Annotated in this window: 23 protein-coding genes; 5 read left to right on the top strand and 18 right to left on the bottom strand. The window is 55.8% G+C overall.

Features of this window, described 5'->3' with window-relative positions; all coding sequences use genetic code 11:
• Positions 1-192: 192 nt before the first annotated feature.
• The 4 genes from ACEW8N_RS03915 to ACEW8N_RS03900 all read left to right on the top strand — a co-directional run bounded on the left by ACEW8N_RS03915 (position 193) and on the right by ACEW8N_RS03900 (position 4,757).
• Positions 193-849 (top strand): MarC family protein, encoded by a 657-nt coding sequence (locus ACEW8N_RS03915; RefSeq protein ID WP_373498493.1) that lies wholly within the window; start codon positions 193-195, stop codon positions 847-849.
• Between the two features lie 315 nt (positions 850-1,164).
• Positions 1,165-1,737, top strand: a complete 573-nt coding sequence (locus ACEW8N_RS03910; protein ID WP_373498492.1) for a bifunctional oligoribonuclease/PAP phosphatase NrnA — start codon at positions 1,165-1,167, stop codon at positions 1,735-1,737.
• 101 nt (positions 1,738-1,838) lie between these two features.
• Positions 1,839-3,179: a DUF2254 domain-containing protein gene (locus tag ACEW8N_RS03905; protein WP_373498491.1), complete on the top strand. Its 1,341-nt coding sequence runs from the start codon at positions 1,839-1,841 to the stop codon at positions 3,177-3,179.
• A gap of 213 nt (positions 3,180-3,392) precedes the next feature.
• Entirely contained in the window at positions 3,393-4,757 is a 1,365-nt protein-coding gene (locus tag ACEW8N_RS03900) for a mechanosensitive ion channel domain-containing protein (protein ID WP_373498490.1), read from the top strand.
• 262 nt (positions 4,758-5,019) lie between these two features.
• Here the strand turns inward: ACEW8N_RS03900 and ACEW8N_RS03895 are convergent, their stop codons facing one another.
• The 16 genes from ACEW8N_RS03895 to ACEW8N_RS03820 form a co-directional block, all read right to left on the bottom strand.
• Positions 5,020-5,817 carry a methyltetrahydrofolate cobalamin methyltransferase gene (locus tag ACEW8N_RS03895; RefSeq protein ID WP_373498489.1) on the bottom strand — a complete coding sequence of 266 codons (798 nt, stop codon included), beginning with the start codon at positions 5,815-5,817 and terminating at the stop codon, positions 5,020-5,022.
• Positions 5,818-6,033: 216 nt separating this feature from the next.
• Positions 6,034-6,819 (bottom strand): aspartate/glutamate racemase family protein, encoded by a 786-nt coding sequence (locus ACEW8N_RS03890; RefSeq protein ID WP_373498488.1) that lies wholly within the window; start codon positions 6,817-6,819, stop codon positions 6,034-6,036.
• 57 nt (positions 6,820-6,876) lie between these two features.
• Complete coding sequence (locus ACEW8N_RS03885) at positions 6,877-8,295, bottom strand: trimethylamine methyltransferase family protein (protein WP_373498487.1); 1,419 nt, start codon at positions 8,293-8,295, stop codon at positions 6,877-6,879.
• A 69-nt stretch (positions 8,296-8,364) separates the two neighbouring features.
• Positions 8,365-9,069: an ABC transporter ATP-binding protein gene (locus ACEW8N_RS03880; RefSeq protein WP_373498486.1), complete on the bottom strand. Its 705-nt coding sequence runs from the start codon at positions 9,067-9,069 to the stop codon at positions 8,365-8,367.
• Positions 9,070-9,120: 51 nt separating this feature from the next.
• Positions 9,121-9,849: an ABC transporter ATP-binding protein gene (locus tag ACEW8N_RS03875; protein WP_373498485.1), complete on the bottom strand. Its 729-nt coding sequence runs from the start codon at positions 9,847-9,849 to the stop codon at positions 9,121-9,123.
• An 81-nt stretch (positions 9,850-9,930) separates the two neighbouring features.
• Positions 9,931-11,208: an ABC transporter substrate-binding protein gene (locus ACEW8N_RS03870; protein ID WP_373498484.1), complete on the bottom strand. Its 1,278-nt coding sequence runs from the start codon at positions 11,206-11,208 to the stop codon at positions 9,931-9,933.
• Positions 11,209-11,276: 68 nt separating this feature from the next.
• Complete coding sequence (locus ACEW8N_RS03865) at positions 11,277-12,275, bottom strand: branched-chain amino acid ABC transporter permease (protein ID WP_373498483.1); 999 nt, start codon at positions 12,273-12,275, stop codon at positions 11,277-11,279.
• A gap of 21 nt (positions 12,276-12,296) precedes the next feature.
• Positions 12,297-13,208: a branched-chain amino acid ABC transporter permease gene (locus ACEW8N_RS03860; RefSeq protein WP_373498482.1), complete on the bottom strand. Its 912-nt coding sequence runs from the start codon at positions 13,206-13,208 to the stop codon at positions 12,297-12,299.
• Positions 13,209-13,273: 65 nt separating this feature from the next.
• Positions 13,274-14,689 (bottom strand): trimethylamine methyltransferase family protein, encoded by a 1,416-nt coding sequence (locus tag ACEW8N_RS03855; protein ID WP_373498481.1) that lies wholly within the window; start codon positions 14,687-14,689, stop codon positions 13,274-13,276.
• A gap of 101 nt (positions 14,690-14,790) precedes the next feature.
• Complete coding sequence (locus ACEW8N_RS03850) at positions 14,791-16,248, bottom strand: trimethylamine methyltransferase family protein (protein WP_373498494.1); 1,458 nt, start codon at positions 16,246-16,248, stop codon at positions 14,791-14,793.
• A gap of 50 nt (positions 16,249-16,298) precedes the next feature.
• A complete protein-coding gene (locus ACEW8N_RS03845) occupies positions 16,299-17,525 on the bottom strand; it encodes an NAD/NADP octopine/nopaline dehydrogenase family protein (protein ID WP_373498480.1) in 1,227 nt (408 codons plus the stop codon).
• A 41-nt stretch (positions 17,526-17,566) separates the two neighbouring features.
• Positions 17,567-18,415, bottom strand: a complete 849-nt coding sequence (gene panB, locus ACEW8N_RS03840) for a 3-methyl-2-oxobutanoate hydroxymethyltransferase (RefSeq protein WP_373498479.1) — start codon at positions 18,413-18,415, stop codon at positions 17,567-17,569.
• 109 nt (positions 18,416-18,524) lie between these two features.
• Positions 18,525-19,151, bottom strand: a complete 627-nt coding sequence (locus tag ACEW8N_RS03835) for a B12-binding domain-containing protein (RefSeq protein WP_373498478.1) — start codon at positions 19,149-19,151, stop codon at positions 18,525-18,527.
• 4 nt (positions 19,152-19,155) lie between these two features.
• Positions 19,156-19,572 carry a response regulator gene (locus tag ACEW8N_RS03830; protein ID WP_373498477.1) on the bottom strand — a complete coding sequence of 139 codons (417 nt, stop codon included), beginning with the start codon at positions 19,570-19,572 and terminating at the stop codon, positions 19,156-19,158.
• A 292-nt stretch (positions 19,573-19,864) separates the two neighbouring features.
• Positions 19,865-21,772 (bottom strand): sigma 54-interacting transcriptional regulator, encoded by a 1,908-nt coding sequence (locus tag ACEW8N_RS03825; RefSeq protein ID WP_373498476.1) that lies wholly within the window; start codon positions 21,770-21,772, stop codon positions 19,865-19,867.
• A gap of 148 nt (positions 21,773-21,920) precedes the next feature.
• Entirely contained in the window at positions 21,921-22,448 is a 528-nt protein-coding gene (locus tag ACEW8N_RS03820) for a MarR family winged helix-turn-helix transcriptional regulator (RefSeq protein ID WP_373498475.1), read from the bottom strand.
• 546 nt (positions 22,449-22,994) lie between these two features.
• Here ACEW8N_RS03820 and ACEW8N_RS03815 point away from each other — a divergent pair.
• The gene (locus tag ACEW8N_RS03815) at positions 22,995-23,282 is read left to right on the top strand and encodes a hypothetical protein (RefSeq protein WP_373498474.1); all 288 of its coding nucleotides are present in this window, start codon (positions 22,995-22,997) and stop codon (positions 23,280-23,282) included.
• Between the two features lie 81 nt (positions 23,283-23,363).
• Here the strand turns inward: ACEW8N_RS03815 and ACEW8N_RS03810 are convergent, their stop codons facing one another.
• Both ACEW8N_RS03810 and ACEW8N_RS03805 read right to left on the bottom strand, forming a co-directional pair.
• Positions 23,364-23,801: a DUF3783 domain-containing protein gene (locus tag ACEW8N_RS03810; protein WP_373498473.1), complete on the bottom strand. Its 438-nt coding sequence runs from the start codon at positions 23,799-23,801 to the stop codon at positions 23,364-23,366.
• A gap of 76 nt (positions 23,802-23,877) precedes the next feature.
• Positions 23,878-24,984 (bottom strand): DUF362 domain-containing protein, encoded by a 1,107-nt coding sequence (locus ACEW8N_RS03805; protein WP_373498472.1) that lies wholly within the window; start codon positions 24,982-24,984, stop codon positions 23,878-23,880.
• Positions 24,985-24,990: the final 6 nt, after the last annotated feature.

Below are 24,990 nucleotides of genomic sequence, written 5' to 3'. Positions count from 1 at the left end.
CCCGTTCGAATCGCCTGCTGCGAACATTGTGTGAACGAGTAAACGAAACTGAGTATGTCTTCCCGGGAACAGAACTTAGACTCTACTTTGAAGCACCGGCTGTTGCATCTGAAGATGCCGGGGGTCAAGAGTTCTGAAATTCGGAAAGGGGTTTAGCCCAAGCGCTCGGATCATCATCAAGGGGGGCAGCATATGGATATCAACTGGGATCTCATATTGAATTTTGTGACGGCAATGATTGCCATTGTTAACCCTGTTGAAAAAATACCACTATGGGTCGAGGCTTCAAAAGGCGGGGAGATAAGGTTCCAGTGGCGGTTGGCTGCTTTGATTATACTGACAAGCGTTATCATCCTGCTCACATTTCTGCTGCTTGGGCGTCAAATTCTGCATCAGCTCAAGATTGATCTTGCCAGCTTTAAAATCGGGGGAGGATTGATTCTGCTGCAGTTTGGCTTCAGCATGCTTAAAGGTGAGGCGGTACAGTTCCATGACGACGGTGATATCGAAAAGAGGGAGAACATCAACAGCGAGGTCATCAGGCGTTACCAGCAGGTGTTTATTCCTATTGGCGTACCAATAATCGCCGGGCCTGGCGCCATCACCACGGTGATCATATACGGCTCCCAGAGCACCTCATGGTTGACCTCTCTTGGGCTGTCCCTTGCGTTGGCAGGCGTTCTGACCTTTCTTTTCCTAACCCTTATAACCGGCCCCGTCATCGAAAATCTGACCGGCGAAATGCCGTTGAGATTAATTTCAAGGGTATTTGGGATGATTCTGATCGCCATTGCCGTTCAGTTCATGGTCGACGGCCTGACAGGTGTCTTTCCCGGATGGATTGCTTAATCCGACAGCCCTGAAAGGTCGAGAGGGGCTGAAATTAATCTGTGAACCGGATTAGCGTTTATAGGGGTTTCTATCTCGGAATACGATATTTCACGCATTCAATTCAGACCGTTTTTAGATTTTCATTTGCAATGTCACATCGGTATCCTATATCTGAAGTCCTCGAAAAAATTTCAAAGGATTTATGATCCTTTAAGCAGGGAGACTTGCACCCATGACCGATCAGAACGAACATCTGAACAATCGGCGATCCGGAGATCCCACATCGAAGTTGATCGATACGCTGGAGCAGCACCGGGGGGAAAACACATCATCGTGCTTCATGATTTTCCCGATCCCGATGCCATTTCTACGGCCCTCTCGCATCAGGTTTGCTGCGACCGATTCGATATCGAAACGGATATCGTTTATTGCGGCCGAATCAGTCACCAGGAAAATGTTGCCCTGGTTCGTCTTTTGGGGATTGAACTGCTGCGATATGAGGAGACATTGGATCTCGCACAATACCAGGGCGCTGTTTTCCTGGATACCCAGGGCGCGACTGCGGTCGGGTTGGTCAAGGCTCTTGCGGATAAGAAAATTCCCAAGCTCATCGTCGTGGACCATCACGAGCCCCAAGGCGACCTGGACGCTGAATTCAAGGATATCCGCCGCAACATCGGCAGCACGGCCAGCATCTATACGGAATATCTTCAGAATGGGCTGTTGGAAATGGACAACGCTGTTGCGGAGCATGTCAAGGTTTACCACAGCATTGACACACGGCATTATCACGGACACCCACGGATTCGTCTATGCGAAGCCGGAGGATTTTCAGGCGGCGGCATTTCTGAGCCGCTTCAAGGATGCAGAATTGATTTACTTGTTAAAGGATTTGCGCTGTATTAGATTTTATTAATTATTGTGTTTTGTTGCGGGCGATTTTCTAAGCGATCCGACCACGACCGCCCGATACACTGTGCGAAGGCGAGTCGGATGAAAGGGGACCGATGCGAATAGAAATCCGAAATTTTTGGTATCACCTTCAAGCAGGCTTCTGGTTTTTGCCCGCGCTTATGGGCGTTGCGGCTATCTTGCTTTCCTTTATCACCATTGCACTCGATAAGGTATTCCTCTACCGAGAAAGCGCTAAACCATTGTGGATATACAGCGGCGGGCCTGATGGCGCGCGCGCGGTTCTTTCCGTGATTGCCGGATCCATGATCACTGTTGCCGGTGTTGTTTTCTCGATTACCATTGTCGTGCTCTCGCTGGCATCTTCGCAGTTTGGTCCCCGTCTGATTAGAAATTTCATGAATGTCAAGGCGAATCAGATGGTGCTGGGCACTTTTGTGGCGACCTTCATGTATGGCGTTCTAGTGCTTCGCACCGTCAATGCTGCCGAAGAAGCGACGTTTGTCCCGTCCCTTTCCGTTACAATTGCCGTTGTGATGTCGGTCTTGAGCCTGGGGGTTCTGATTTATTTTATCCATAATGTTTCGGAATCGATTCAGGCGCAAAACATCATTGCCCGGGTTCGTCGCGATTTAGACCATGCCGTGGATCGAATTTTCCCGGAAAAGCTTGGCCAAGGGAAAAACCTATCCAGCGGCTCCATAAAACGAGACTATGATATCCCAACGACATGCGACCGTGAGGTCTGCCAGGTCAAGGCCGAGAGAAGCGGGTATCTCCAAGCCGCGGACTACGATGCCCTGATGCGGATTGCTGTCGAAGAGAACCTCCTCATCCACCTTGGATACCGTCCAGGCAACTTTATCACCCGGGGCAGCGTCCTGGTGACCGTTTGGCCCGGAGAAAGGGTCGATGAGAAGTTTTCAAAAAGAATCAACGCCATTTTCATTGTGGGACCGGAACGGACGCTGGAGCAGGATGTCGAATTTGCTATCAGTCAACTGGTCGAAATCGCCGTTCGTGCGCTCTCACCCGGCATCAATGATCCGATTACCGCCATTACCTGCATTGATTGGCTGGGGGACATTCTCTGCCAACTGGCCAACCGAAAAATGCCCTCCTCCCACCGTTACGACGAGCGAAACAGACTGCGGGTCATCTGCAAGCTTTTTATGTTCGAGGGAATGGTGGATGCAGCTTTTAACATGATTCGGCAGAATTCCCAATCCATTGCGGCGGTGTCGATTCATCTGTTGGAAAGCATCGCCACTGTCGCGGGTCAGACCCATAGAGAAGAAGACCGTGCCGTACTCTTGCGCCATGCCGCCATGATCGCCCATGGGTGCAGAGAGAAGCTGTCAGCGGATGACGACCGCAAGGATCTTGAAAAACGATATGAAGCGGCCGTAAAAGCCCTTGATATGGAACCCGTATGAATCATCTTGAAGCCATGATCCTATTCTTGACGGCTTCCCGAAAATCCAGAGGACGGCGGCAAGAATACCCGCGGAGACGTCTTCTGAGTTCTCGTCAGGACCGCAATATTGGCGCGTACTTGACCCGGAATTTCCTATGCTGTCCTCCCATTTGAAAATTCTTACGGGCTCATCATTCCTATCAGCAAAAATAGTTCCAGTTGGAGAATTACGATGAAATCTAAAGGAGAAATCAATTGGTTGGGTTCTATTGCCGGGAAAATCAACCGTGGCAAGCGATGGGCGGCGTATGGCTTGATTCTGATGTTGCTTTGGGCCTGTCCGCCCGTGGTTTTCTCTGCGAATGAGACTGAAAATGCTGCAAAGCCCTCAGACCTGCCCCTTAAAGCGCCATCTGATTCGGCTATTGAAAAACGCATCGGTTCGGTAATCGGTACCATTGATGATTTTCAGAACGTGAAGATCGATGTCAGGGAGGGTGTCGTGCGCCTTTCCGGGAAAACGCCCCGAATGGAAGCTTCCGAAAACGTCACGAAGATGGTCTCCCGGTTTGAGGGTGTTGTTTACGTGGACAACCAGATCCAAGTGGAAACCGACGTCGAGGCACGCGTCAAACCGGCACTTGACAGGGTAAGGCAGTATCTGGTCAATGCCATGCAGAAGCTGCCGATCATCGGGGTGGCCCTGGGAGTAATTCTTATATTCTGGATAATTTCACGCGTTGCGACACGATGGGAACTGCCTTACAAAAGGTTGGGGTTGAATCGGCTCCTGCGGAACCTGATTCGTCAACTTCTGCGCAAGGGGATTTTCCTGCTTGGCGTGGTGCTTGCCCTGGATATACTCGACATAACGGCACTGGTCGGAGCCCTGCTCGGGACCGCGGGAGTGCTGGGGTTTGCCATTGGTTTTGCCTTTAAGGATATTGTCGAAAATTACCTGGCAGGACTGCTGCTGAGTATCCGGCGGCCTTTTGATCTGAATGACCTGGTACGGATCGAATCGCATGAAGGCCGGGTGATTCGCCTTACTTCCAGCGAGCTGATTTTGATGACGCTGGAAGGCAATCATGTGAGAATCCCCAACGCGGCGGTTTTCAAAAGCTTTATTTCCAACTACAGCATCAACCCCCGCCGCCGGTTTGATTTCGGGGTGGGCGTGGGGGTAAATGAGGACCTGGTGGATGTGCAGGCCCTGGGTTGCAGCGCCTTGCGGACAACGGAAGGGGTGATGGCGGAACCTGCCCCGTTTATGCTTGTAGAGGAACTTGGCGACTATAATGTGCTGATTCGTTTTTTCGGATGGGTAGACCAGCGGAAGGCCGACTTTGGAAAGGTCAGAAGTGAAGCCATTCGCCGGATAAAAATGGCGTTGGACGAGGCCCGTGTCGACATGCCGGAGCCGATTCAGACCATCCGCCTGCAGCGAGGCAGTGAGGCAAGGCTCGAACCGCGAAGGCCAAGGGCAACAGGCCGGGAGATTCAAACCATGGACGTTTCACCGGATACCCAGTTGGACGATCAGATCCATGAGGATCTGGCGGCCGCCCATGAACCCAATCTGCTTATCGAGGCATGATCGCGTGCGCAGATTGGATATCCGGGAAGCCTTGAAACCGGGTCGATTCAACCGCGATATCTTGGGCTCGTCAATCATTTGGTTTTCCCCGGGATGAATTATGAACTCCCGGGGGGGCGCCGGGGGCTAGATGGGGCCGGTTTCCACCTCACGCTGAGAGAGGGAGTTAAGGAAAATCGCAGCTGATGGCCGTGCAAGGTATAAAAAAAGCCGCCTCTTATCGGTGCGGGCTTTTGGGCCGACTGGGGTTCGGTGTCTTTTCTCAGACATCGAACATCCCGGCACGGAAGGCCTTGAGGTAGTTCATGCAGAAGTTGTCCTTGCCGGCCAGGGCTTCGGCGGCGATGATGTTGGCCATCATCTTCCTGTCCAGGGGGTTCATGATGGCGCCGTCGAGGCCCTTGGCGATGGCCATGACCATGAAGGTCTGGTTGAGGAATTTCCGGGCCGGCAGGCCGTAAGAGATGTTGGAGAGGCCGCAGGCGGTATGGATGCCCGGGAAGGTGGTGACGATCTTCTCGATGGTGTTGACGAACTCCACGCCGAAGGTGTTGTTGACGGACATGGGCTGGACCAGGGGGTCGACGTAGATGTTCTCCATCTTGACGTTGTTCTGCAAAAGGCCGCCCACGAGCTTGTCGGCGATTTTCATGCGGTCGTCGACGGTCTCGGGCATTCCTTCGTCGCTCATGCAGAGGGCGATGACCTTGAGGTCGGTGCCGGCGATGATGGGCATGAGGTTGTCGTAGCGGTCCTTCTCGAGGGAGATGGAGTTGATCATGGGGGTGCCCCGGTGGACGGCCAGGGCCGTTTCGATGGCCTTGGGGTCGGGGCTGTCGATGGCGCAGGGCTTGTCGCTCACGGCCTGGACGGTCTCAACGAGCCATTTCAGGTATTCGGGCTCCTTTCCCACGAAGATGCCGGCGTTGACGTCGATGAAGTCGGCGCCGGCGGCGTCTTGATCCCGGGCCGTCTTCTGGATGGCCGCGGCGTCCCGGGCCTCGATGGCCGCGCCGATGGCCTTACGGCTGGCGTTGATCAGTTCTCCGATGATGATCATGGTGGTCTCCTTGTTTTTTTTCTAAAAAATCAGCCTTCATCCAAAAAAGGGATGAATTGCGATAGTTATCTGTAATTTCATTTGATGCAACAGACATTCTCCTCTCAGGCCATCAGCATCTTGAATCCGGTCGCTGGATCCGTGACGCGGCGTGCGCCGGTGCCCGTCAGGTCGAACAGCACCGCCTCCATGTACCGGAAGGGTTGAAGCGAGGCATCACACGTGCCCGTAATAGTCCCGGTGGGCCACCACGGAATAGGCATAGTCGAGGAGGGTGCCCCAACTGAAGACCGGCAGGTCCACCTCGCGCTGAACGGCCCGGGCAAAGGGCTGCATTCCCGTGCATTCGAGCATGATGGCGCCGATGCCGGGGTGGGCCCTGCAGAAGTCCCGGCAGATGCGGACCATGTCTTTCTCCGATTGATCGTAAAAGCTTTCGGGGACCTCAGGCCGCTTCTCGTGGTCCCACAAGGTATCGAACTGGGGGCACCCGTATTCGTCCTGGGCCCCGGCGATGACGATATTGCCCGTGGGATCGATCCCCGCGTTTTTCAGGTGGGTGTCGGTCAGGAAGCGCTTCTGGGCGCAGACGATCCCCACGGTTTTCCTGGGGCCGATCACCTGCTGGATGAACGGCACCTGAAGGAGGCTCGACATGAAGACCGGCACGTCGACATAACCGGCGACATCCTTCTGGAAATAGGCGAAATAGCCGCACTCGGCCGCAATCGCCCGGCAGCCCATCCGCTCCAGTTTTTTTGCAGCCCGGAGGATCGGCTCCCGGCAGGGTGTCTTGTCCTCTTCCCAGACCAGGGTGTGGTTGTCGACGCCCTCGGCGATCTCATACTGGATGGGAAAGCCCCAGGCAGAGGCATTTCGGACGTCGCCCGGAAACCCGGGGTATGCGTCGTCCAGGACCATGATGCCGATGCCCATGCCGTAGCAGGTATGGTTTTTTCGGGTGCGCATATAGTTGATGCCGAAATCTCGGTTCTGATGCATCGTATTGTCTCCTTTGGATCCTGATGGATGATGAATTTCTAAATGTTGATCTATAAATTACGGACAGATCCGGTTCAGGATTTCCCGGTCGACGCCCCGCGCCGCGAGGAAATCCAGAAGCCGGGTTTTGACATTTTCGGGAAGGACGGGGCGTTTGTAGTCCGCTATCATCCGTTGTCGTTTCCGCGTGATATTGGCCAGGAACGCCTCGTGGGGATCCCGTCCGCCGAGGTTTCCCCGCAGGCTGACCTCCGGGCTCCACGAATGGGTGCGACATTTCCGCATGGTGTCCGCGGTGGTCAGGAATTGCCCGCCCGGCCCCACCTCCCGGATCAGATCGAAGTTGAGGGTCTTTTCACCAACCTCTATATCATCCTCGTAGTAGCGGATCATGTCGATAATCTCCAGGTCCACGATGAACTGTTCATAGGACATGCCGGAAAAACTGTCCAGAATCCCCGCGCTGTGAACGATCAGGTTGACCCGGTTCTGCCATGCGGTCAGCATGGAAAGCATGCTTTCGTACCCGCTCTGGGGAGAGACGGCCTTGGCATCGTTGGTCGTTCCGCCGCATCGGCAGGGGATGCCGTACATCCTAGCCAGGGCAGCGCAGTATTTGGCCTGGAGGGCATAGGCCGGTGATCCGATGGAAATGTTGCCGGTGCGCAGGTCCGCCCCGTAGCACTGCAGGCCGAAGATCACCGGAAGCCCCGGCCGGATCATCTGGGCGACGGCGATGCCCGCCAGGGCTTCAGCCGTGGCAAGGGCGATGTTGGATGCCAGGTCGATGGGGCCGGTGGTACCGGCGGCAGGGGCCGGGGAGATGATCAGGGGCTGGCCGTACCGGGCCGCCGCCAGGATGGAGCTGAGGGCCATGTCGTCCATCTGCAGCGGGCTGATGGTGCTGATCATGGTGAGGATCCGGGGTTTTTCCCTGAGCGCCGATTCCCCCCCGAAGAGAATGGCGGCCATCTCCATGATATCCTGCATCTGTCTGGAACTGCCGGGGATTCCCATCAGACATTTATCGGAATGGGTGATGGCGGCGTAAAGCATGATCAGGTGACTCTGGTCCGCCGGAACGTCCGACGGCTGCGCCAGGATGCCGCCGTTGATATGGAAGTGGGGGCTTTGATGGACCAGTTTGGCCAGTTCGATGTAGTCCGCGAGGCAGGCATCCCGGGTGTTGCCCGAAGCGTCATAGATGGCCGCGCAGCCGTAGCCCGGCGCGCAGGACACGCGATCGCCGCCGATCACCATGTCATGCACCGGATTTCGAGCGTACAGCGTGAAAGATGCAGGGGCTTTCTTCACCCAGTCCATGACCTGGTCCGGCCTGAAGAAAGCGGTGCTTTCTTCGACGCGGACGCCGTTATCTCTGACCATGTCCAGAATATCAGGGTGATGGAGCCGGATGCCGGCCTCCTCGAGAATCCGGACCGCCAACGCATGAATTTTTTGTGTATTATCTTTCAAACCGACTCCTTGTGATTGGAATATCTCGAAAAATGACGGCTGCCTGATAACAATTTAATTGGGGCAGGCCTATACGCCAAGGTACATTTTGCAGACATGGTCATCCTTCAAAAGGTTTTCGCTGGTGTCGTGCATGGCGATTCTTCCCTGCTCCATCACATAGGCGCGGTCGGAAAATCGTAGGGTGGTGTCCACATTCTGCTCCACAATGATGACGGTGACATTTTCAGATCTCAGTTTTTCGATGGTTTCAAAAACGACGATCACGTTTTCAGGGGAAAGCCCCATCGAGGGCTCGTCGAGCAGCACCAGCCGAGGATTGGCCATCAAGCCCCGGGCAATGGCGAGCATCTGCCGCTCCCCACCGCTCATGGTGCCGGCATATTGGGGTCTGCGCTCTTCGAGGCGTGGAAAAAGGCTGTAGACATATTCGAGGTTCCGCCGGATCTTCTGTTTGTCCCGGATGGTGTAGGCCCCCATGAGCAGGTTTTCATGAACGGTCATGGCCGTGAAGAGGTTGCGCTCTTCCGGCACGAAGGCAACACCGAGGGTCGTCATTTCGTGGATCGGCCGGCCGGTGATATCCTCCCCCTTGAACTCGACGCTTCCACTTTTGGGCGGCAGGAGGCCGATGATGCTTTTCAGCGTTGTCGTTTTGCCGGCGCCGTTGGGGCCCAAAATGGCAACGACCTCCCCTTCGGAAATCGAAAGGGAGACATCCCAAACCACCTGAAGGTTGCCGTAGGCAACGTTAATATGATTGACTTTCAACACAATTATTCTCCTTTTGGTTTCGGCATCACCCCGGGGCACCGAATAAAGGGTTCAGCAGCGGAGCCTGGTTTCCGCGCCCAGATATGCCTTCCTGACCGCGCTGTCGCTGGTGACCTCCTTGGGGGTTCCGTCGGCGATTTTCTCGCCGAAATTGAGTACGGCTATCTGATCGCATACGCTCATGATGAGCTTCATCAGGTGTTCCACAATCAGGATGGTGATTCCCCTGTCCCGGATTCTAAAAATGAGTTGGGTGATGTCGTCCAGTTCGACGGGGGTCAGGCCGGCGGCGACCTCGTCCAGGAGCAGAAAATCACAATGGGTGGCCAGCGACCGGGCCAACTCGACCCGTTTGAGTTGCATGGTGTTCAGATTGCCTGCGGGGATGTCGTGGGCCAGGGGGAATTCGACGAAATCGAGCATTTCCGCTGCTTTTTTTTCCGGACGTTGACCGTTTTCACCGCCGCCGAACAGAGCACCCACCATGACGTTCTCCAGGACGCTCATCCGGGAAAAAGAGCGGACGATCTGATAGGTGCGGGCGATGCCCTGGTGGCAGCATTTGTGGGATTTGAATCCCGTGATCTCTTTTCCCTTGAAAAAAACCTTGCCCCGGGTCGGTGGATAAAGGCCGGCAATACAATTCTGCAAGGTGGTTTTTCCCGCGCCGTTGGGTCCGATCAGACCAAAAATCTGACCTTTTTGAATGGTCATCGAAACATCGTTTACCGCCTTCAGCCCGCCGAAAAACTTGCATAATCCCTGGGTTTCTAAAATCATGTTCCTCACCGCCTTTCAATTTGCGTTTTCTCACGAAAGGGGCGGTGCGGGAAAACATCCGCACCGCCGGTCTCATAGGAACTACTTCAGGTTGTCGGGAATCTGAATGTCGGCTTTTTTCCATTCATCGGGCCAGACGATATTGGCGTTACCTTTAAAATACTGAATGACCGGGAAGATGTAGGCGCCTTTGCCGACGACAGGGTCCGGAAAGGTTTCCGGGGTGTACTTGTATTCCTCGATCATAATACCGTCGGTAAAGGTCAATTTTCCGGTCATGACCAGCTCCTCGGCGCACTTGACCAGGTTTTCCCGGGTCAATTCGCCGTATTTTTCCTGGGTGGTCTTGAGGACCTTGATGAAAAAACGGGCGGTATCGTAACAAAGGCCGCCCGAGGACGCGCCCGGCTCAAACCCATATTTCGCTTTGAACTGATCCCTGAACTGGATCGCCTTGGGCGTGTTCCATTGGGGAATCTGGTCGAGGACATAGTCGGAGGCATCGCCGGTCAAGTTGTACCATTCGCCGACCCAGCCCAGACCGTCCGAGATGATCATGCTTTTCACGCCCACTTCCCGGCTCTGTTTGATGAAAGCGGAAACCGACGGGGGATCGGACATGGATCCGACGGCCACGGCGACTTTTCCGCGCTTGATCTTTGAAAGAAGGGGGTAAAACTCGGTTTCGCCCAGCTGTGCGTACTCTTCGATGACCACTTCCCATCCACCATCTTCAAACTGCTTTTTTACGGCGGCCCCAAAGTTGCGCCCCCAGTCGTTGTCCACTCCGTAGACGGCCACTTTTTTGCTTTTGGGCGTCCAGATGCCTTTGGCGATGGCGTCATCCAACGCCTTGATATAGCCGATGCTCAGCTTCTCGGCCAGGGGCCAGGTCTTGCCGACCCAGTATTTGTATTTTTCAGGGTCTTTCTTGTAGTTGTCATTGATCAGTTTCCCCGCGCCGAAGCTGAAAAAATGAGGCATCTTGTATTTGGCCGCCACCTCCATGCAGGAAACGGAGACCCAGCTGTGCCATGTGTTATATCCCACGTCGATCCCATCTTTTACGATGGCTCTTTCATAGGCCTTGGCCGCCTTTTCGGCGTCGGACTCTGAATCGATCCAGACGATTTCAATTTTGGTATCACCGATTTTCCAGCCGATTTCGTCAAAAGCCATGGTAATGGCGTTCTTGAATTCCTCTCCGACTCTGGATGCAGGGCCGGTTAACGGGGCGATGGAGCCGACTTTCACGGTTTTTTCTTCCGCCATGGCGCCGGTGATGCCGAAAAAGGAAACCCACAGCACCAGAAGTGCTGAAAGTCCCAGAATCAATGGATTACGGGCTGTTGAAGTCATGCGATTCTCCTTATTCTTTTTTCTGAATGTTTTAAGCCACAAATGTTGTCAGCCAATGATGGTCGCGATTATCCTTGCTGCGATGCCTCCTTTCCTGTTTTCTGTCTGAAATATCCGACCAGGGTTTCCCAAACCCCCACCAAACCTTTGGGGTAATAGATCATGACGAGTATCATCAGCGCGCCATACAGGATCAGGCGAAATTCCATGAGATCCTTCAGGAATTCCATGGCGGGAACCATGAAGAGGGCACAGACGGCCGGTCCCCAGATGCTTCCCCGACCGCCGATGTAGGCAATGGCCAAAATCTCCACCGTGTGGCTGGTATGCATGACCTGGGGCGTGAGGATGCCGATGAAGTGAGCGTAGAATCCCCCCAGAAGTCCGGCGATGGCGCAGGAGATAGTGAAGTTGAACACCTTGTATTTTACAGGGTCCACCCCCGAGGAGGCGGCCGCGTCGATATCCTGACCGATGGCGCGGAACGCCATGCCGACTCTGGACTTGATGATCCAGTTCAATAGGAGATAAATCCCGATAATGAGCCCCAGAATGACATAGAAGTAGGGCCAGTTCTGAACCGTATCGAAAAGGAGCGGAACGGTCATGCCCGCATGCCCACCCGTCAGGTCTGCCAGATTTCCGGCTGAGGACAGCATGGCCAGCGCCACGAACCAGGTCATACACGAGGCAAAGATGCCGCCCAGGCGGATGGTGAGAAGTCCCAGGCCGAAACCGAGTATCCCGGACAGGATCGTGCCCGCCGGAATCGTCGCCAGGGGAGACCACCCGAAATTCACCAGGAGCAGTCCGGAAACATAGGCGCCCATGCCCCAGAACGCGGCGAACCCGAAGTTGACGATATTGATGAATCCGCCGGTGAAATCGAAAGCCATTGCCAGCCCGCTGAACATCATTGCGGAGATCATCAGTCGCAGAAGGAATTCATCCTTGACAAAGACTGGCGTCAGCGAGAGGACAGCCAGAAGGCCGAGTCCCATCGGACTGATGCCGACGGACGAAAGGCGGTTCATATTATTTCGCCATGAGGTATTTGCAATTTTCATCAGTTTCTCTCCCTTCCGCGGTTATTCCACAGCACTTTTCACGCCCTTTTTGCCGAACAGGCCGTTGGGTTTAAACAAAAGAATCAGGATGATCACCGAAAGGCTGAAGACATCCTGCCAACCGCCACCGAAATAGGAAGTGGTGACGGTCTCAAGGAGTCCCACGATGAGTCCCCCGATGATGCTGGCACCGACGTTGCCCATGCCTACCAGAATCACCACAAACCAGGATTTGTAGAGGGGCTGGAGCCCCATGGCAGGATAGGCCGGGTTGATCGACAGCAAGGCAGCCCCCGCGATGCCCGCCAGCATGGCGCTCAGGCCGAAAGTGAGTGTCTGGATGAAATTGAGCTTAATGCCCACCAGGCCGGCCCCTGTCTCGTCCTGGGATACGGCGCGGATCGCCCGCCCCACGCGGGTTTTGTTCAGAAAAACGACAAAAACGGCAATGGTGGCGACGGCAATCAGGAATCCCACGACCCGATCCATCGAGATGGACATGCTGGAGAGCCAGTCGACCCTGCCGTCCCAGTATTGGGTGATGCCGTGGTAGGTGCTGCCCCAGGACAGTTTGACCGTATTCTGAAGGATGATGGAGAGCCCCAGGGTCACCAGGAAGGAGTTCATCAGCCACTGGTCCTTGGTCCGTTTCCTGAGCGGATAGAAAACGCTTTTTTCCAGGATGATGCCTACGATAAACGTCAGCACCCCGGCGAGCAGGATGCTCGGAATCGGGCCCATGTGCCCCGCTGTGTATGCGAAATATGCGAAGTAGGCGCCAAGCATGTAGAGTTCGCCGTGGGCAAAATTTCCGATATTCATCACCCCGAAGACCAGCGTCAGCCCGATGGCCATCAGGGAATACATGCCGCCTCTCAGGATAGCTGTAACCAGAATATCCCACAATTCCATTAACAGATCCATAAACTCCATAACCTTATCTCCTCAAATAGATTGATTCACGAAGCGGCAAATCCCCCGTTATCCGACGCGGGACTTTATGCAGGGATCAACCGGGGAAGGTCCAGGCCGATTTTGCCGAGATAATCTAGAAGCGCCCTTTCGGCACTCTCTTCGAGCCTTGGCCGCCGGTATTCAGCCAGCATCTTCTGTTTTTTCCCGGCAATATGGGGCAGCTCTGCCCCATGGGTAGTGCCTTCCCTGGGTAGCCCTTCTACCCCGATCTCCGGCAGCCAGGGCACACGGCGACAATTTTTCATGGTGTGCATGTGCGTCAGGTACTGGCCGCCCGGCCCCACCTCCCTGATGACGTCCAACGCCAGGGCATCCGCGGACGTATCGAGGTCCGCGATAAGGTACTCGATCATGCGGATGATCTCGGTATCGACGAAAAACTTCTCGTAGGACATGGCGCCGTAACCTTTCAGGATGCCTGCGCCGTGAAGGATGAGATTGATCTTTTCCCGGCAGGATACCATCATGGCCATCATGCTTTCATAGCCGCCCTGAACCGAAATAGCCGCGGCGTCGGTGCCTGCCCCTCCGCCGCGGCAGGGGAGATGATACATCTTTGCCAGCCTAGCCCCCCAGGCCGCCTGCACGGCAAAGCCGGGCGAACCGATGGATACCTTGCCGGTTTTCATGTCCGAGATGGTGGCCTGAAGGCCGTATATCACGGGGGTTCCCGGCGTGATCATCTGAGCGATGGCGATACCGGCCAGGGCTTCGGCGTGGCCCAGGGCAATGTTGCCCGAGAGGGTAATGGGGCCTGTGGCGCCCGCCATGGGGCCGGGGGATATGATCACCGGCTGGCCGTGTTCAGCGCAGGCCCGGATCGTGCCGAGGGCAATGCGGTCGATCTGCAGCGGACTGGTGGTATTGACCAGGGTGATGATTCTCGGTGTCCGGCGTAAGGTGTCCAGGCCACCGAATACCGTGCCGACAAGCATCATGATTTCCCGCACGGTATCCTCATCTCCGGGAATGCCTAAAAGGCATTTGTCGGAATGGCAAATGGCGGCGGATATCATGGCAAGGGCGCTCTGTTGGGGGGGCAGGTCGGTGGGTTGAACGATAACCCCGCCGTTCAAGTGAAAAAGCGGGCTTTGATGAACGAGTTTGACAAATGTGAGGTAATCCTCAAAAAGTGCCGGTCTCAGGATACCGTCAGCGGCCAGGATGGCGGGGCATCCGTATCCGGCGCCGTAATGGACGACATCTCCACCGAGGGCCATATCGTGCACCGGATTTCGGGCATGCAGGGTGAATCGAGCGGGGGCGCAGGCGACCCAGCGGATCACCTGATGCGGTTTGAAAAATGCCGTCTCCCCAACAACCTGAATTCCGTTTTCCTGAACCAGTTGGCGTATATCCGGGTGGTGAAGCCGGATGCCGACCGTTTCCAGTATGTTCAGGGACGCTTCGTCAATCTGTTTCAGTGTTTGATAATGCACGCTTCCCCCATCATGACGGTTGTTATTTATCGGGGCTTTCCGGCCGCCGGATCTGCAGATCGACGGCGGCGCGGAGAATGCCCGATTTTTTTTGGAAGCGATCAGTTCGCCTCATACTTGGCATACCATTTGTGCAGCTCTTTCAAGACCGCATCGTCGAGCTTCGGGACGTGGTGGGTCTCCATGATTTTCCGAATCTTGTCCCGGATCCTGCCGCGCACCTCGGACTCCTCGGGGTTTTTCATTTTCCGGCTGAACAGCGAGGGGTAGAAGACCTTTTTGAAATTCCGCATGGTATGCGGTTCGTTCAGGTATTGCCCCCCGGGCCCCACCTTCTCGATGACATCCATCGTCAGGGTCTCGGTATCCACGTCCACGCCCTGGGTGTAATGTTTGAGCATCTCGATGATTTCGTCGGCCAGCACCACGAGTTCGGGGCAGACGCTGTTGCAGTGGTCGGCCACGCCCACGTCATGGACGATGTTGGCCTTGCTGAGTATGGTGGAGAAGATCTCCATGGTCGCCTCAACCGCCGCCTGTTCATCCAGAACCTTGGCGTCGGTGCATCCGGCGGTGCCGTAGAAGGGCAATCCGTAATAGCTGACGATCTCGGATGCCGCGGCGATCAGCAGGTGGAACTCGACGGCACCGTAGCTGCCGATGGTGGTTTTCATATCCATGATGGAAGGCATGGCCCCGTAAATGAAGGGCGCCCCTTCGCTGACCAGTTGGGTGATTACCAGGCCGACCAGGGCCTCGGCGTTGCACTGGGCGAGGGTGCCGGCAAAGCTCATGGGCGCGGTACCGCCCATCATGCAGTAGGGCATGTAAACGACCGGAATCCGGTTTTTGGCGCTGATGAAAAGCTTTTCGGTGCTCTCGACGGGATGATTCAGGGGCGGAAGCGGCTCGCAATAGTTGAAAATAAAGGGTTTTTCCGAGAGCCGGTCGTGACCGCCGGCGACAATTGCCGCCATGTCGATGACTTCCTGCAGGGATTCGATGTCGTTGGTGCTGAAGTTGATGGTTTTGCTGAAGTTCATGACGGTCTCCAGGAAGCTGACCTGGGTCTGAACCTCGGGCGCGATGTCCTTGGACATGCCGACCGACAGAACAAAATGGATATTCGGCAGGGCGTCCGCGAGTTTGCACATCATCGCGGTATCCTTTTTCATGAATTCCCGGGCTTTTCCGGTGAACGGATCCACCAGTTCCAACTGGTCGGCGTGGGTCCCGAAATAGACGGGGTTCCCCGTGTTGATGACCATGCACGGTTCGCCCTCGCGGGTGTATAGCGTAAGCTCCTTTGGGGCTGTTTTTAGAGCGTTGTCCACCATGGATCGGGGAATGCGGGTCCGTCCATCCGCATCCGGGACGATGCCGTTTTCACGGAGAAGGGCGATAGTCCGCTCCCCGGAGATTTTCATCCCCGTCTTTTCGATGAGGTGAAGGCTGGCCTCATGAATTTTTTCGATCTTCTCCGTGGAGAGAATCTCAAAGGATATGTTTCGCGGTATCATTGTGGTCATGGGGGTCTCCTTGTGGCCGGCACGGCCCAGCCTCTCTTAAACGGGCGGCGGGGCGGCCGGCCTCTATCGCGGACAGTTCGTTATTTCGGTTCGGTATAGATGCCTTCGTTCAGGTACTGAAGCATTTCCGCTTGGGTCATGTGGCCGATGCCTAAGTATTCGAGGGTGTAGCCCTTTTCATAGAAATCCTGCTCGGCCATGACGCTGGCCAGGCTGATCAGCGAGTCGACGATGGGGGTCTTCACGCCGAATTTCTTGCCCAGTTCATGGTACACGTGGCAGCCGACCGGGATATCCTCGGTGATGTAGCGGTTCTGGATGGTGAAGGGGCCGGTGCCGTACTGGATGTAGTCATGCTCCTCGAAGGGGATTTCGTAGTCCGGGCCCATGTACTCGGGACCCAGGATGTTCTCCCGAGAGAAGAACTGCTTCTTCTCAAAGCCCTGGATGCCGACGCCCATGGCCGCGGCCAACGCGCACTGCTCCTGGTAAAGGCCGTATTGGACCCGGGAGATGGAGGGGCAGTAGGCATGGGAGTAGATGGAGAAATCATTCCGCTCCTCGCCGTAGATGACGCCCCAGTTTTCCATGACGCCCACACCGAGGATGACGCCGGGGCAGTGGAGGACGGGGTTGACGTTGGAGAAGCCGGTGTCCATGACCGTCTGGCCGCCTTCCACGCCGTTCCCCTTGTTGATGCAGTCAAATGCGCCGATGAAGCGGGTCGATTCAAGAAAATCCTTCTGATCCGTGGTCGGCAGGGATGCGCCGCGCAGGGTAATGGCCCGGTAATAGGCCCGGATCCGCGGCAACACCACGCCGCCCTTGATGTCCACGCGGCTGCCGTAAGGTGAGCTGGACCAGCCGCCGATGACAACCTTTTTGCCGCAGCCAGCTTCGCGCATCATCTTTCTCAGGACCAGAGAGCCATAGTTGTCCGGAATGATGTGAATGAACATCCCGTCTTCCAGGGCCGGGATCAATTTTTCAAAAAACGTCTTGTGCCCGATGGCGGGGGTGGTGATGATGATGATGCCCGCGCCCTTGACGGCCTCGGCCACGTCCGTGGTCACGTTGTCAAAGAGGGCCTGGCCGGAGCGCTCGAAACCGTAAAGGTTAAGCTGATCCCCGTAAAAAGTGAGGCCGCGCTCCTTCATGCCGAAGAGGGTCTGGTCCGAGAACGGCGGCAGGTCGCAGATGCGGACGGTATTTCCGGCCAAGGCGCAGTCGCCGGCAACGGCCTTTCCGACGGCGCCGGCGCCGAGCACTGCAATGGGTTTGTCTTTCAGATATTCGATATGATGCATGTGGTGTGTCTCCTTAGTTGGGTTTTGAGGTTTGGGGTCGGTTACCGGTTGAGCTGTTCCAGAAGTCGGGGCAGCTCGTTTTCAACCATCTTGTAGGTATGCTCGTCCGCAGGGAAGCGGCCTTCTCGAACGTCAGCGACGTATTCTTTGAAGACGCTTTCGATCTGCGTCCCCAGCTCGGCGTAGCGCTTGACGAATTTGGGGGTGAAGGCCTGGAAGATGCCCAGCACGTCGCTGCAGATCATGAGCTGGCCGTCGGCATCCACGCCCGCGCCGATGCTGTAGACCGGTATGGTCAGATCGTCACGGATGATCTTGCAGACCTCGGGGGGTACCGCCTCGACCAGGAGGGCGAAGGCGCCGGCCGCCTGGATGGCTCTGGCGTCCCGGATCAGTTCCATGGCTGTGTCGGCCGTTCTTCCCTGGGCTTTAAAGCCGCCCAGCTGCCCCGAGCTCTGGGGTGTCAGGCCGATGTGGCCCATGACCAGCATCCCGCCGTCGGCGATAGACTTGATCTGGGGGCAGACCCGGATGCCGCCTTCCAGCTTGATGGCGTCGACACCGGCTTCCTTGTGAAAACGCCCGGCGTTGCGAACAGCCTCCTCGACGCTGACCTGGTAGGAAAGAAACGGCATATCGCCGACAATAAAGGTATTGCGGGCCGCCCGCCGGACCGCCTCGCAGTGGCAGATGCACTGGTCCATGGTGACGGGCACGGTGCCCTCGTACCCGTAGACACACATGCCGAGGGAATCCCCCACCAGGATCATGTCCATCCCGGCGTTTTCAGCGAATTGGGCGGTGGAAAAATCATACGCCGTCACCCAGACGGCTTTCTCGCCTTCCGTCTTCATTTTCTGAAGGTCGAATCGGCTTAATTTTCTTTTCATCGTGACTCCTTGTCTCAACGATTTCTGTTAGAGCGACCAGGAAGGGCCGCCTCTGTCTTTGGAGAAGGCCCTTGCGCCGATCGTCTAACAAGGGCGAACGGCCCTGGGTTTATCCCGTGATCAGCTTTCTTGCCAGCTCCACGGCGCCGGGGGCGTCATCGGAGTATCCGTCAGCCTTGATCTGGTCGGCGAAAGCCTGGGTGACCGGGGCACCGCCCACGATGGTCTTGACGGTGATGCCGGCCTCCTTGATGGCGTTGATGGTGGCCTGCATGGCCGGCATGGTGGTGGTGAGGAGCGCCGAGAGGGCTACGATCTTGGCCTTGTTGGCCCGGGCGGCTTCGACGAACTTGGCGGCCTCGACGTCGACCCCCAGGTCGACCACGTTGAAGCCGGCGCCTTCCATCATCATGGAGACGAGGTTTTTGCCGATGTCGTGGAGGTCACCCTTGACCGTGCCGATGACCACGGTGCCCTTGGCCTCGGTGGTCCCTTCGGCCAGATGGGGCTTCAGAATCGAGAGCCCGGCCTTCATGGCCTGGGCAGCCATCAGCATCTCGGGCACGAAGAGTTCACCTTCGGAAAATTTCTTGCCGACCTCGTCCATGGCGCCGATGAGGCCCTCGTTGAGGATGGAATCGATGTCGGCCTTGGCGTCGAGATCGGCCTGGACCAGTTTCTTGACCGATGCTTCGTCGAATGTCATGACCGCCTGGAAAATGTCTTGAACTGCCATTGGGTTATGCTCCTTTAAGTTGGTTTAACATCATTGAATTGGATGATGCTTCTTTCTTGATTTGCTCTGAAATATGGTCGATTAGACTGCTGATTTCGTTGAATGAATAGGGTTTGGACATGTAGTAGGTGATGCCCAGCAGCCTGTTTTTGCGCTCGATCTCCCGGGTGTTAAAGACCGTCATGCTGATAATGCGGATGTCGGACTTTTTTTTTCTGAATTCGGGAATAAGATCATACCCCATGCAGTCCGGCAGAAACATATCCAGCAGGACGACGTCATATTCATCTCCCAGGAAACAGTTCATGGCTTCTTTTCCACTCCGCGCCACCCGAATCCGATGCCCATTACCTTCCATAATCCGGGAAAGCGTATCGGGCGGGGTTTGGGCGTCCGCATCCACAACAAGAATGTTCAGCACAGGTACTTCTCCGATGCATCAGGATAAAACGAAAAGCGACCGACCTGTGTTTCAGGCTGACGCTCGACTGATATGCAATAAAGCCAAAAGCGTGCCACAGAGGAAAAATACTGTTAACTATTTGAATTAAAACTGAAAAAATTAATTGCGGCTGGGTTAGGGGTATCCAATGGAGACGGTAGGAACTACGTCATATTTGGCGTGGTATGCGGTTCGCTTGGGATATCTAATTATTATAAATGATATTTATGTTGAGTATGCCGATTATGGCGTATGCGTCATCTATGGCGCATTAATGGATGTCATGCTCTTTGATCTTTCGCTGGAGGGTTCGTATGCCAACCTTTAACATCTTTGCGGTACGAGTTCGATTCCCGTCGTTTCGGGCCAGCACCTCTTCGATATATTGTTTTTCGAATTTTTGAACTACATTCTGAAGCGATGGGTCATTTGGGACGGCGATACAGGATTGCCGGGCTGGTCCCGCGTGATTGGAATCAAATATACCATAGACTTTGGGGCCAATGAGATCCACTTTTTTAAGGGTGACGAACCGCTGGACCGTATTCTGCAGTTCTCGGATGTTTCCAGGCCAGTCATATGCCTGCATGTCGCGGATGATGTCTCCCGGGATAGTGGCGATATTGTTTTCATCGCTGAATTTCTGGAGGAAATGGTAGATCAACAGCGGGATGTCGCGCCGTCTTTCTCGGAGCGGGGGCAGGCGGATCGGAATAACATGGATCCGGTAGAAGAAATCCTGCCGCATGATCCCCTGCCGGACCAGCGCTTTCAAGTCCCGGTTGGTCGCGGAGATGATACGGATATCCGGGCGCTTGACCTTGCTGCCGCCGATGGGGGTGTATCCGCCGCCCTCGATGGCCCGGAGCAGCTTGACCTGCATGCTCAGTTTGATTTCGCCAATTTCATCCAGAAAGAGGGTTCCGCCGTCGGCGATGTCCAGGTATCCGAGTTTATCGATGTTGGCCCCGGTGAAGGCGCCTTTCCGGTACCCGAAGAACTCGCTCTCCAGCAGGGCGTCCGGGATGGCTCCGCAGTTGACGCACACGATTTCTTTGTCGCCTCGGTCGCTCATCTCGTGGACTGCGTGGGCGACGAGTTCTTTTCCCGTCCCGGATTCCCCGTAGATAATGACGCTAGCGGACGATTCGGCAGCCTGCAGGATCATATCGTATACCCCCTGCATTTCACGGCTTTCCCCGATAATGTTGCCGAAGGTGCGGCTGTTCTGCATGATCGCTTTAAGCCGGAGGTTTTTTTTCTGAAGATCCTGTTCGGCCTTTTTATAGGCTGTGACATCCGAGGTAAACCCTTCGATGGCGATGAAGTTACCGTTCTCATCGTAAACACCGGTGCCCTGCTCCCAGACCCAGCGGTCTATATTTTTGGCGGTTCTGATGCGATAAAACATCTCGTAATTCCGCTTTTCGAGAATGGCGTTTTCCACTTCATCCCATACTTTTTTTCGGTCTTCGGGATGGATTAGGTTGGTGTAGAGGGCACGGTTTTCGATGAGCTGCGTCGGTGCATAGCCGGTGAGTTCGGTGCAGCCCTCGCTTACAAATTCCATTTTCCACTCATCTGTCTTGGTGCAGCGATACGCCATCCCCGGCAGGCTGTGGAGAAGCGTCGAAAGCCGCCGTTCGCTTTCCTTGAGGGCCTCTTCCCAGCGTTTTTTGTCGGTGATGTCAATAACCGTGCCGACCAGGCGGACCGGCTTTCGGGCGTCATCCCATTCGACGACGCAGCCCCTCAAGAGCACCCAGCAGGAGGCTCCGGAGCACTTGTTCACCCGAAACTCCATCTCAATTTTTTCTCTGCCGGCCCCGATAAGCGCTGAAAACCTCTCCCGTACCATCCTGTAGTCCTCCGGATGAATGCAATCTATCCACGCGGATAATTCGGATGAATTTGCGCAAGGGGCATACCCCAGCATGAGATAGTAGCTGGCGCTGAAAAAGATACGCTCTCTCCCGATGGTCCAGTCCCACAGCCCAGCATTCGATGATGTCAGGGCAGCGGTCAGGAGATTTTCCAATGCAGCAAGGTCCTGTCGAAGACGATTGGTCTGCGTCAGATGAATCTGAAGCTCTTCTTGGGAGTCTACGATTCCCGTAAATTGCTGTTCAGAGTTTTCTGTTTTTTCGGCTGGTTTTGAGTCTGTTAGGCATTCCTTCATTGAAACCTCTTCTTGAAATATAGCAACGCCCACTTATATCGCAGAAAAATCAGGCTATCAAGACTCCCGGTCGCATTCTGCCCTGCGGCGACACTCTATCGGAAATTTCGCCGTTCGCGAATTTCTCCGGGAAGGAGCTGTGGCCGACTTACGCGTCCCGAAGCGGGTCCGAGGGTTCGATAGGGGCGGTGGCCGGGATTGGAGCGGTGTCTTTGGCGTCGGCGTTCATGAGCATGACGATGCGCTGAAGAGCGCTCAGAATCATCAACTGTTCCCAGCTCTCGAGATGGTTGAAGCCAACCAGAAACCTGTCCTGAAGGGGCGGCGGGGCTTCTGCCAGAAAACGCCGGCATGCGTCGGTGAGGTCAATCCTCACCGATCGCCGGTCGGCCTCGCTTTTGCGGCGGACGATCATTCCCCGTTTTTCAAGGCGTTCCAGGATGCCCGTCAAGGTGGACTGGCTGAGGCTGATGGCCCTCGCCACTTCGCCTACGGACATTTCTCCGTGTTTGCCGAGTTCTTTGAGGATGACGAGCTGCGGGCCGGTCAGCCCATAATGTTTGGACAAGTATCGCGAATGGAGGTCGATGGCCTGTGTGATCTGACGGATGGCGAGCAATACCTGGTCGGTGATCTTTTCATCAGGCGGATGGAAGGCATGGCTGTCGGCGATCATGGGGTACGTATTTCCTTCAAAAGAGATTCTTCGTCTTATATCCGAGGAAAATAGGACAATCAAGACGGTACCGTAAAAAGGCCGATATCTGCGTTACGCTTCATCCCTCGTTACTGCGGCGTACTATGCGTACGCCTCGTTCCTCGGGATTCGCAAGCCTTGATCTCGGCCTTTTTTCGGAACCGTCTGAAGATTGACCTTTTACAAGACCATCAATCAAGATGTTCGACCAGATTCTTGATGATCCCGCGGGCGATCGGCTGAACTTGACAATATTTTGAATACGTAATATAAGTTATCCGATTTGTTATCGGTGTGCAAAGGGTATTGTGTAAAAAACACGTAGTTTAAATGAAATGAGCTAATCTCGGATAAATTTTGTGGCTAATAAATATTTTGTATTGAAATAGAATCGGCGCGGCGGCGTTGGCCGTCCCCCACCGAGAGTGGTTGGGCGGTCGGCGCCATTTCCGCCGCGATTCGTTTCAATGCGATGAAACCGCGCCGGGCAAGACAGGACCGGAATCAGAGGAAAAAAAGAAACCTATGGAGGCAGAAGTGATATTGAAGGATGTGCGGGAAGAAAAAATCGAGGCTGTCATCGGCGAGATCCGGAAGAACCTGGAAAACGCCCACAGCGGGCTGCCGCATCTTCAGACAAAGCTGGGAGACAGCATGGCGCGAGCGGCCCTTGGCGAGGACAACCACACCCAGATTGCCCAGATCAAACGTCGGATTGCCGGCATGGAGGAGACCATCCAGCAGGCCCCGCTGGTCATCAAAGGGTTGAAGCGGATGAAATTGCGGAAAGCGGACGTCCACAACTTATCATGAAACGATCCGGTATTTCAGAGGGCCTGAGCGTTTCGTCCCCTCTTTTTTCCGGCGAAGGCCGCCCTCCGGCAGAAACGCCATTCAGGGTCTGTCTTGGGATTGCCGCCGCAAAAAGGCCGCACGCTCCGCGGCCAGTTCCTTCAGAAGTTCCGAAAGCGGCCAGGTGACGGAGCTTTCCGTGAGGGTGGCCCAGAGGGTGCGGGGCAACTCCATGCCCCGGTACCCGGCCATGACGGCGTGGAGTTCCCTTTCGGTGAGACCCGACAGGATGACCGCCCGTTCAAGCACCGATGCCCGGCCCAGGCCGGTGCCTTGGGGCAGATCGACGATCTCCCCCAAGGCGTCGTCGGCCTCACCTTCGCCGGCGAACACCAGGGGCATGTCGGCCATTCCGACCGCGGCCGCCATCTTCCCGAAGGTATCCTGCTCCTCCGCTGAAAATCCGCAGACAATGATCTTTCGCGGGCCGAACATCCTCTCATCGGATGTGCCCACCGCCTGAAAATCGCCGTCGCTCATCTTGTCCGTCCTTGTTTGCAGGCTGAAGATAAACCTTCGGTCTTCCGCCTTCCGCCTATGGCCCATAGCCCATAGCCTATATTTTCAAGAGATCGTATTTCCGGGTGCCCAGGCCGATCTCCTCGGCGTAGGCCAGCTGGATGGGCCAGTCCACCTTTGGGTAGAGCCCCTTGAACTTGTCCTCGCCGGCCCCCTGGTGTGTGGAGAGGCAGGTCCCAGGAAGGGCCTCTTCCCGGTTGACCAAATCGACCGAGGCCTGATCGATGGCCACGGGGTCGCGGGCGGCCAGGACGCCGATGTCCCGGACGATGGGCGTGTCGTTGTGGCCGTAACAGTCGCAGGCCGGCGAAACGCTGGTGATGAAGTTGATGAAGAGGGATTTTTCCTTCTTTCCCTTGAGGACCCCTTCGGTATACTCCACCATGTTTTCGAGGAAAACCGGAATGGCCTGGTCCCACTGGATGCTGATGGCGCTGCTGGGGCAGATCAGGATGCACTCGCCGCACCCGATGCATTTGTCCCCGTCCAGGACGGCCTTTTCATCCACCACGGAGAGGGCGCCCTGGGAGCAGTGTTCGGTGCAGTCGCCGCAGCCGATGCACTTGCCCTCGTCCACCTTTGGAGAGACGGTGGAGTGCTGGGCGAGCTTGCCCCGGCGGGAGGCGCATCCCATGCCGACGTTCTTGATGGCGCCGCCGAACCCGGCGAGTTCGTGGCCCTTGAAATGGGCGACCGAGATGAGCGCATCGGCCTGGACGATCTCGTTGCCGATGTACACATCCTTGAAGCGCTTGCGATGAATGGGGACCGCCGTTTCGCTCTTGCCCCGGAGACCGTCGGCGATGATCAGCGGGGCCTCGACCACGGCATAGGAGAAGCCGTTTCGGATGGCCGTGTTGAGGTGGGAGGCGGCGTCGCTCCGGGTTCCGGCATATAGGGTGTTGGCGTCGGTTAAAAACGGGGCTCCGCCCAGGGCTTTCACGGCCTCGACGATGCGGCGCAGGAACACCGGGCGGATGAAGGCCGCGTTTCCCATCTCTCCGAAATGGAGCTTGACGGCGACGAGATCCCGTTTCGAGAAAACATCGGCGATGCCGGCCGCCTCCAGGAGGCGGCCCAGCTTGGCATAGAGGTTCTCCCTGGGGTTGGCCCTCAGGTCCATGAAGTGGACGGTGCTTGTCATGGGTGA

The organism is Desulfococcus sp., from assembly GCF_041737845.1.
In the GTDB taxonomy this organism is placed as follows: Bacteria; Desulfobacterota; Desulfobacteria; order Desulfobacterales; family Desulfococcaceae; genus Desulfococcus.
The sequence above is the reverse complement of the archived record's forward strand: the minus strand, read 5'-3'. Positions and strand labels throughout refer to the sequence as shown.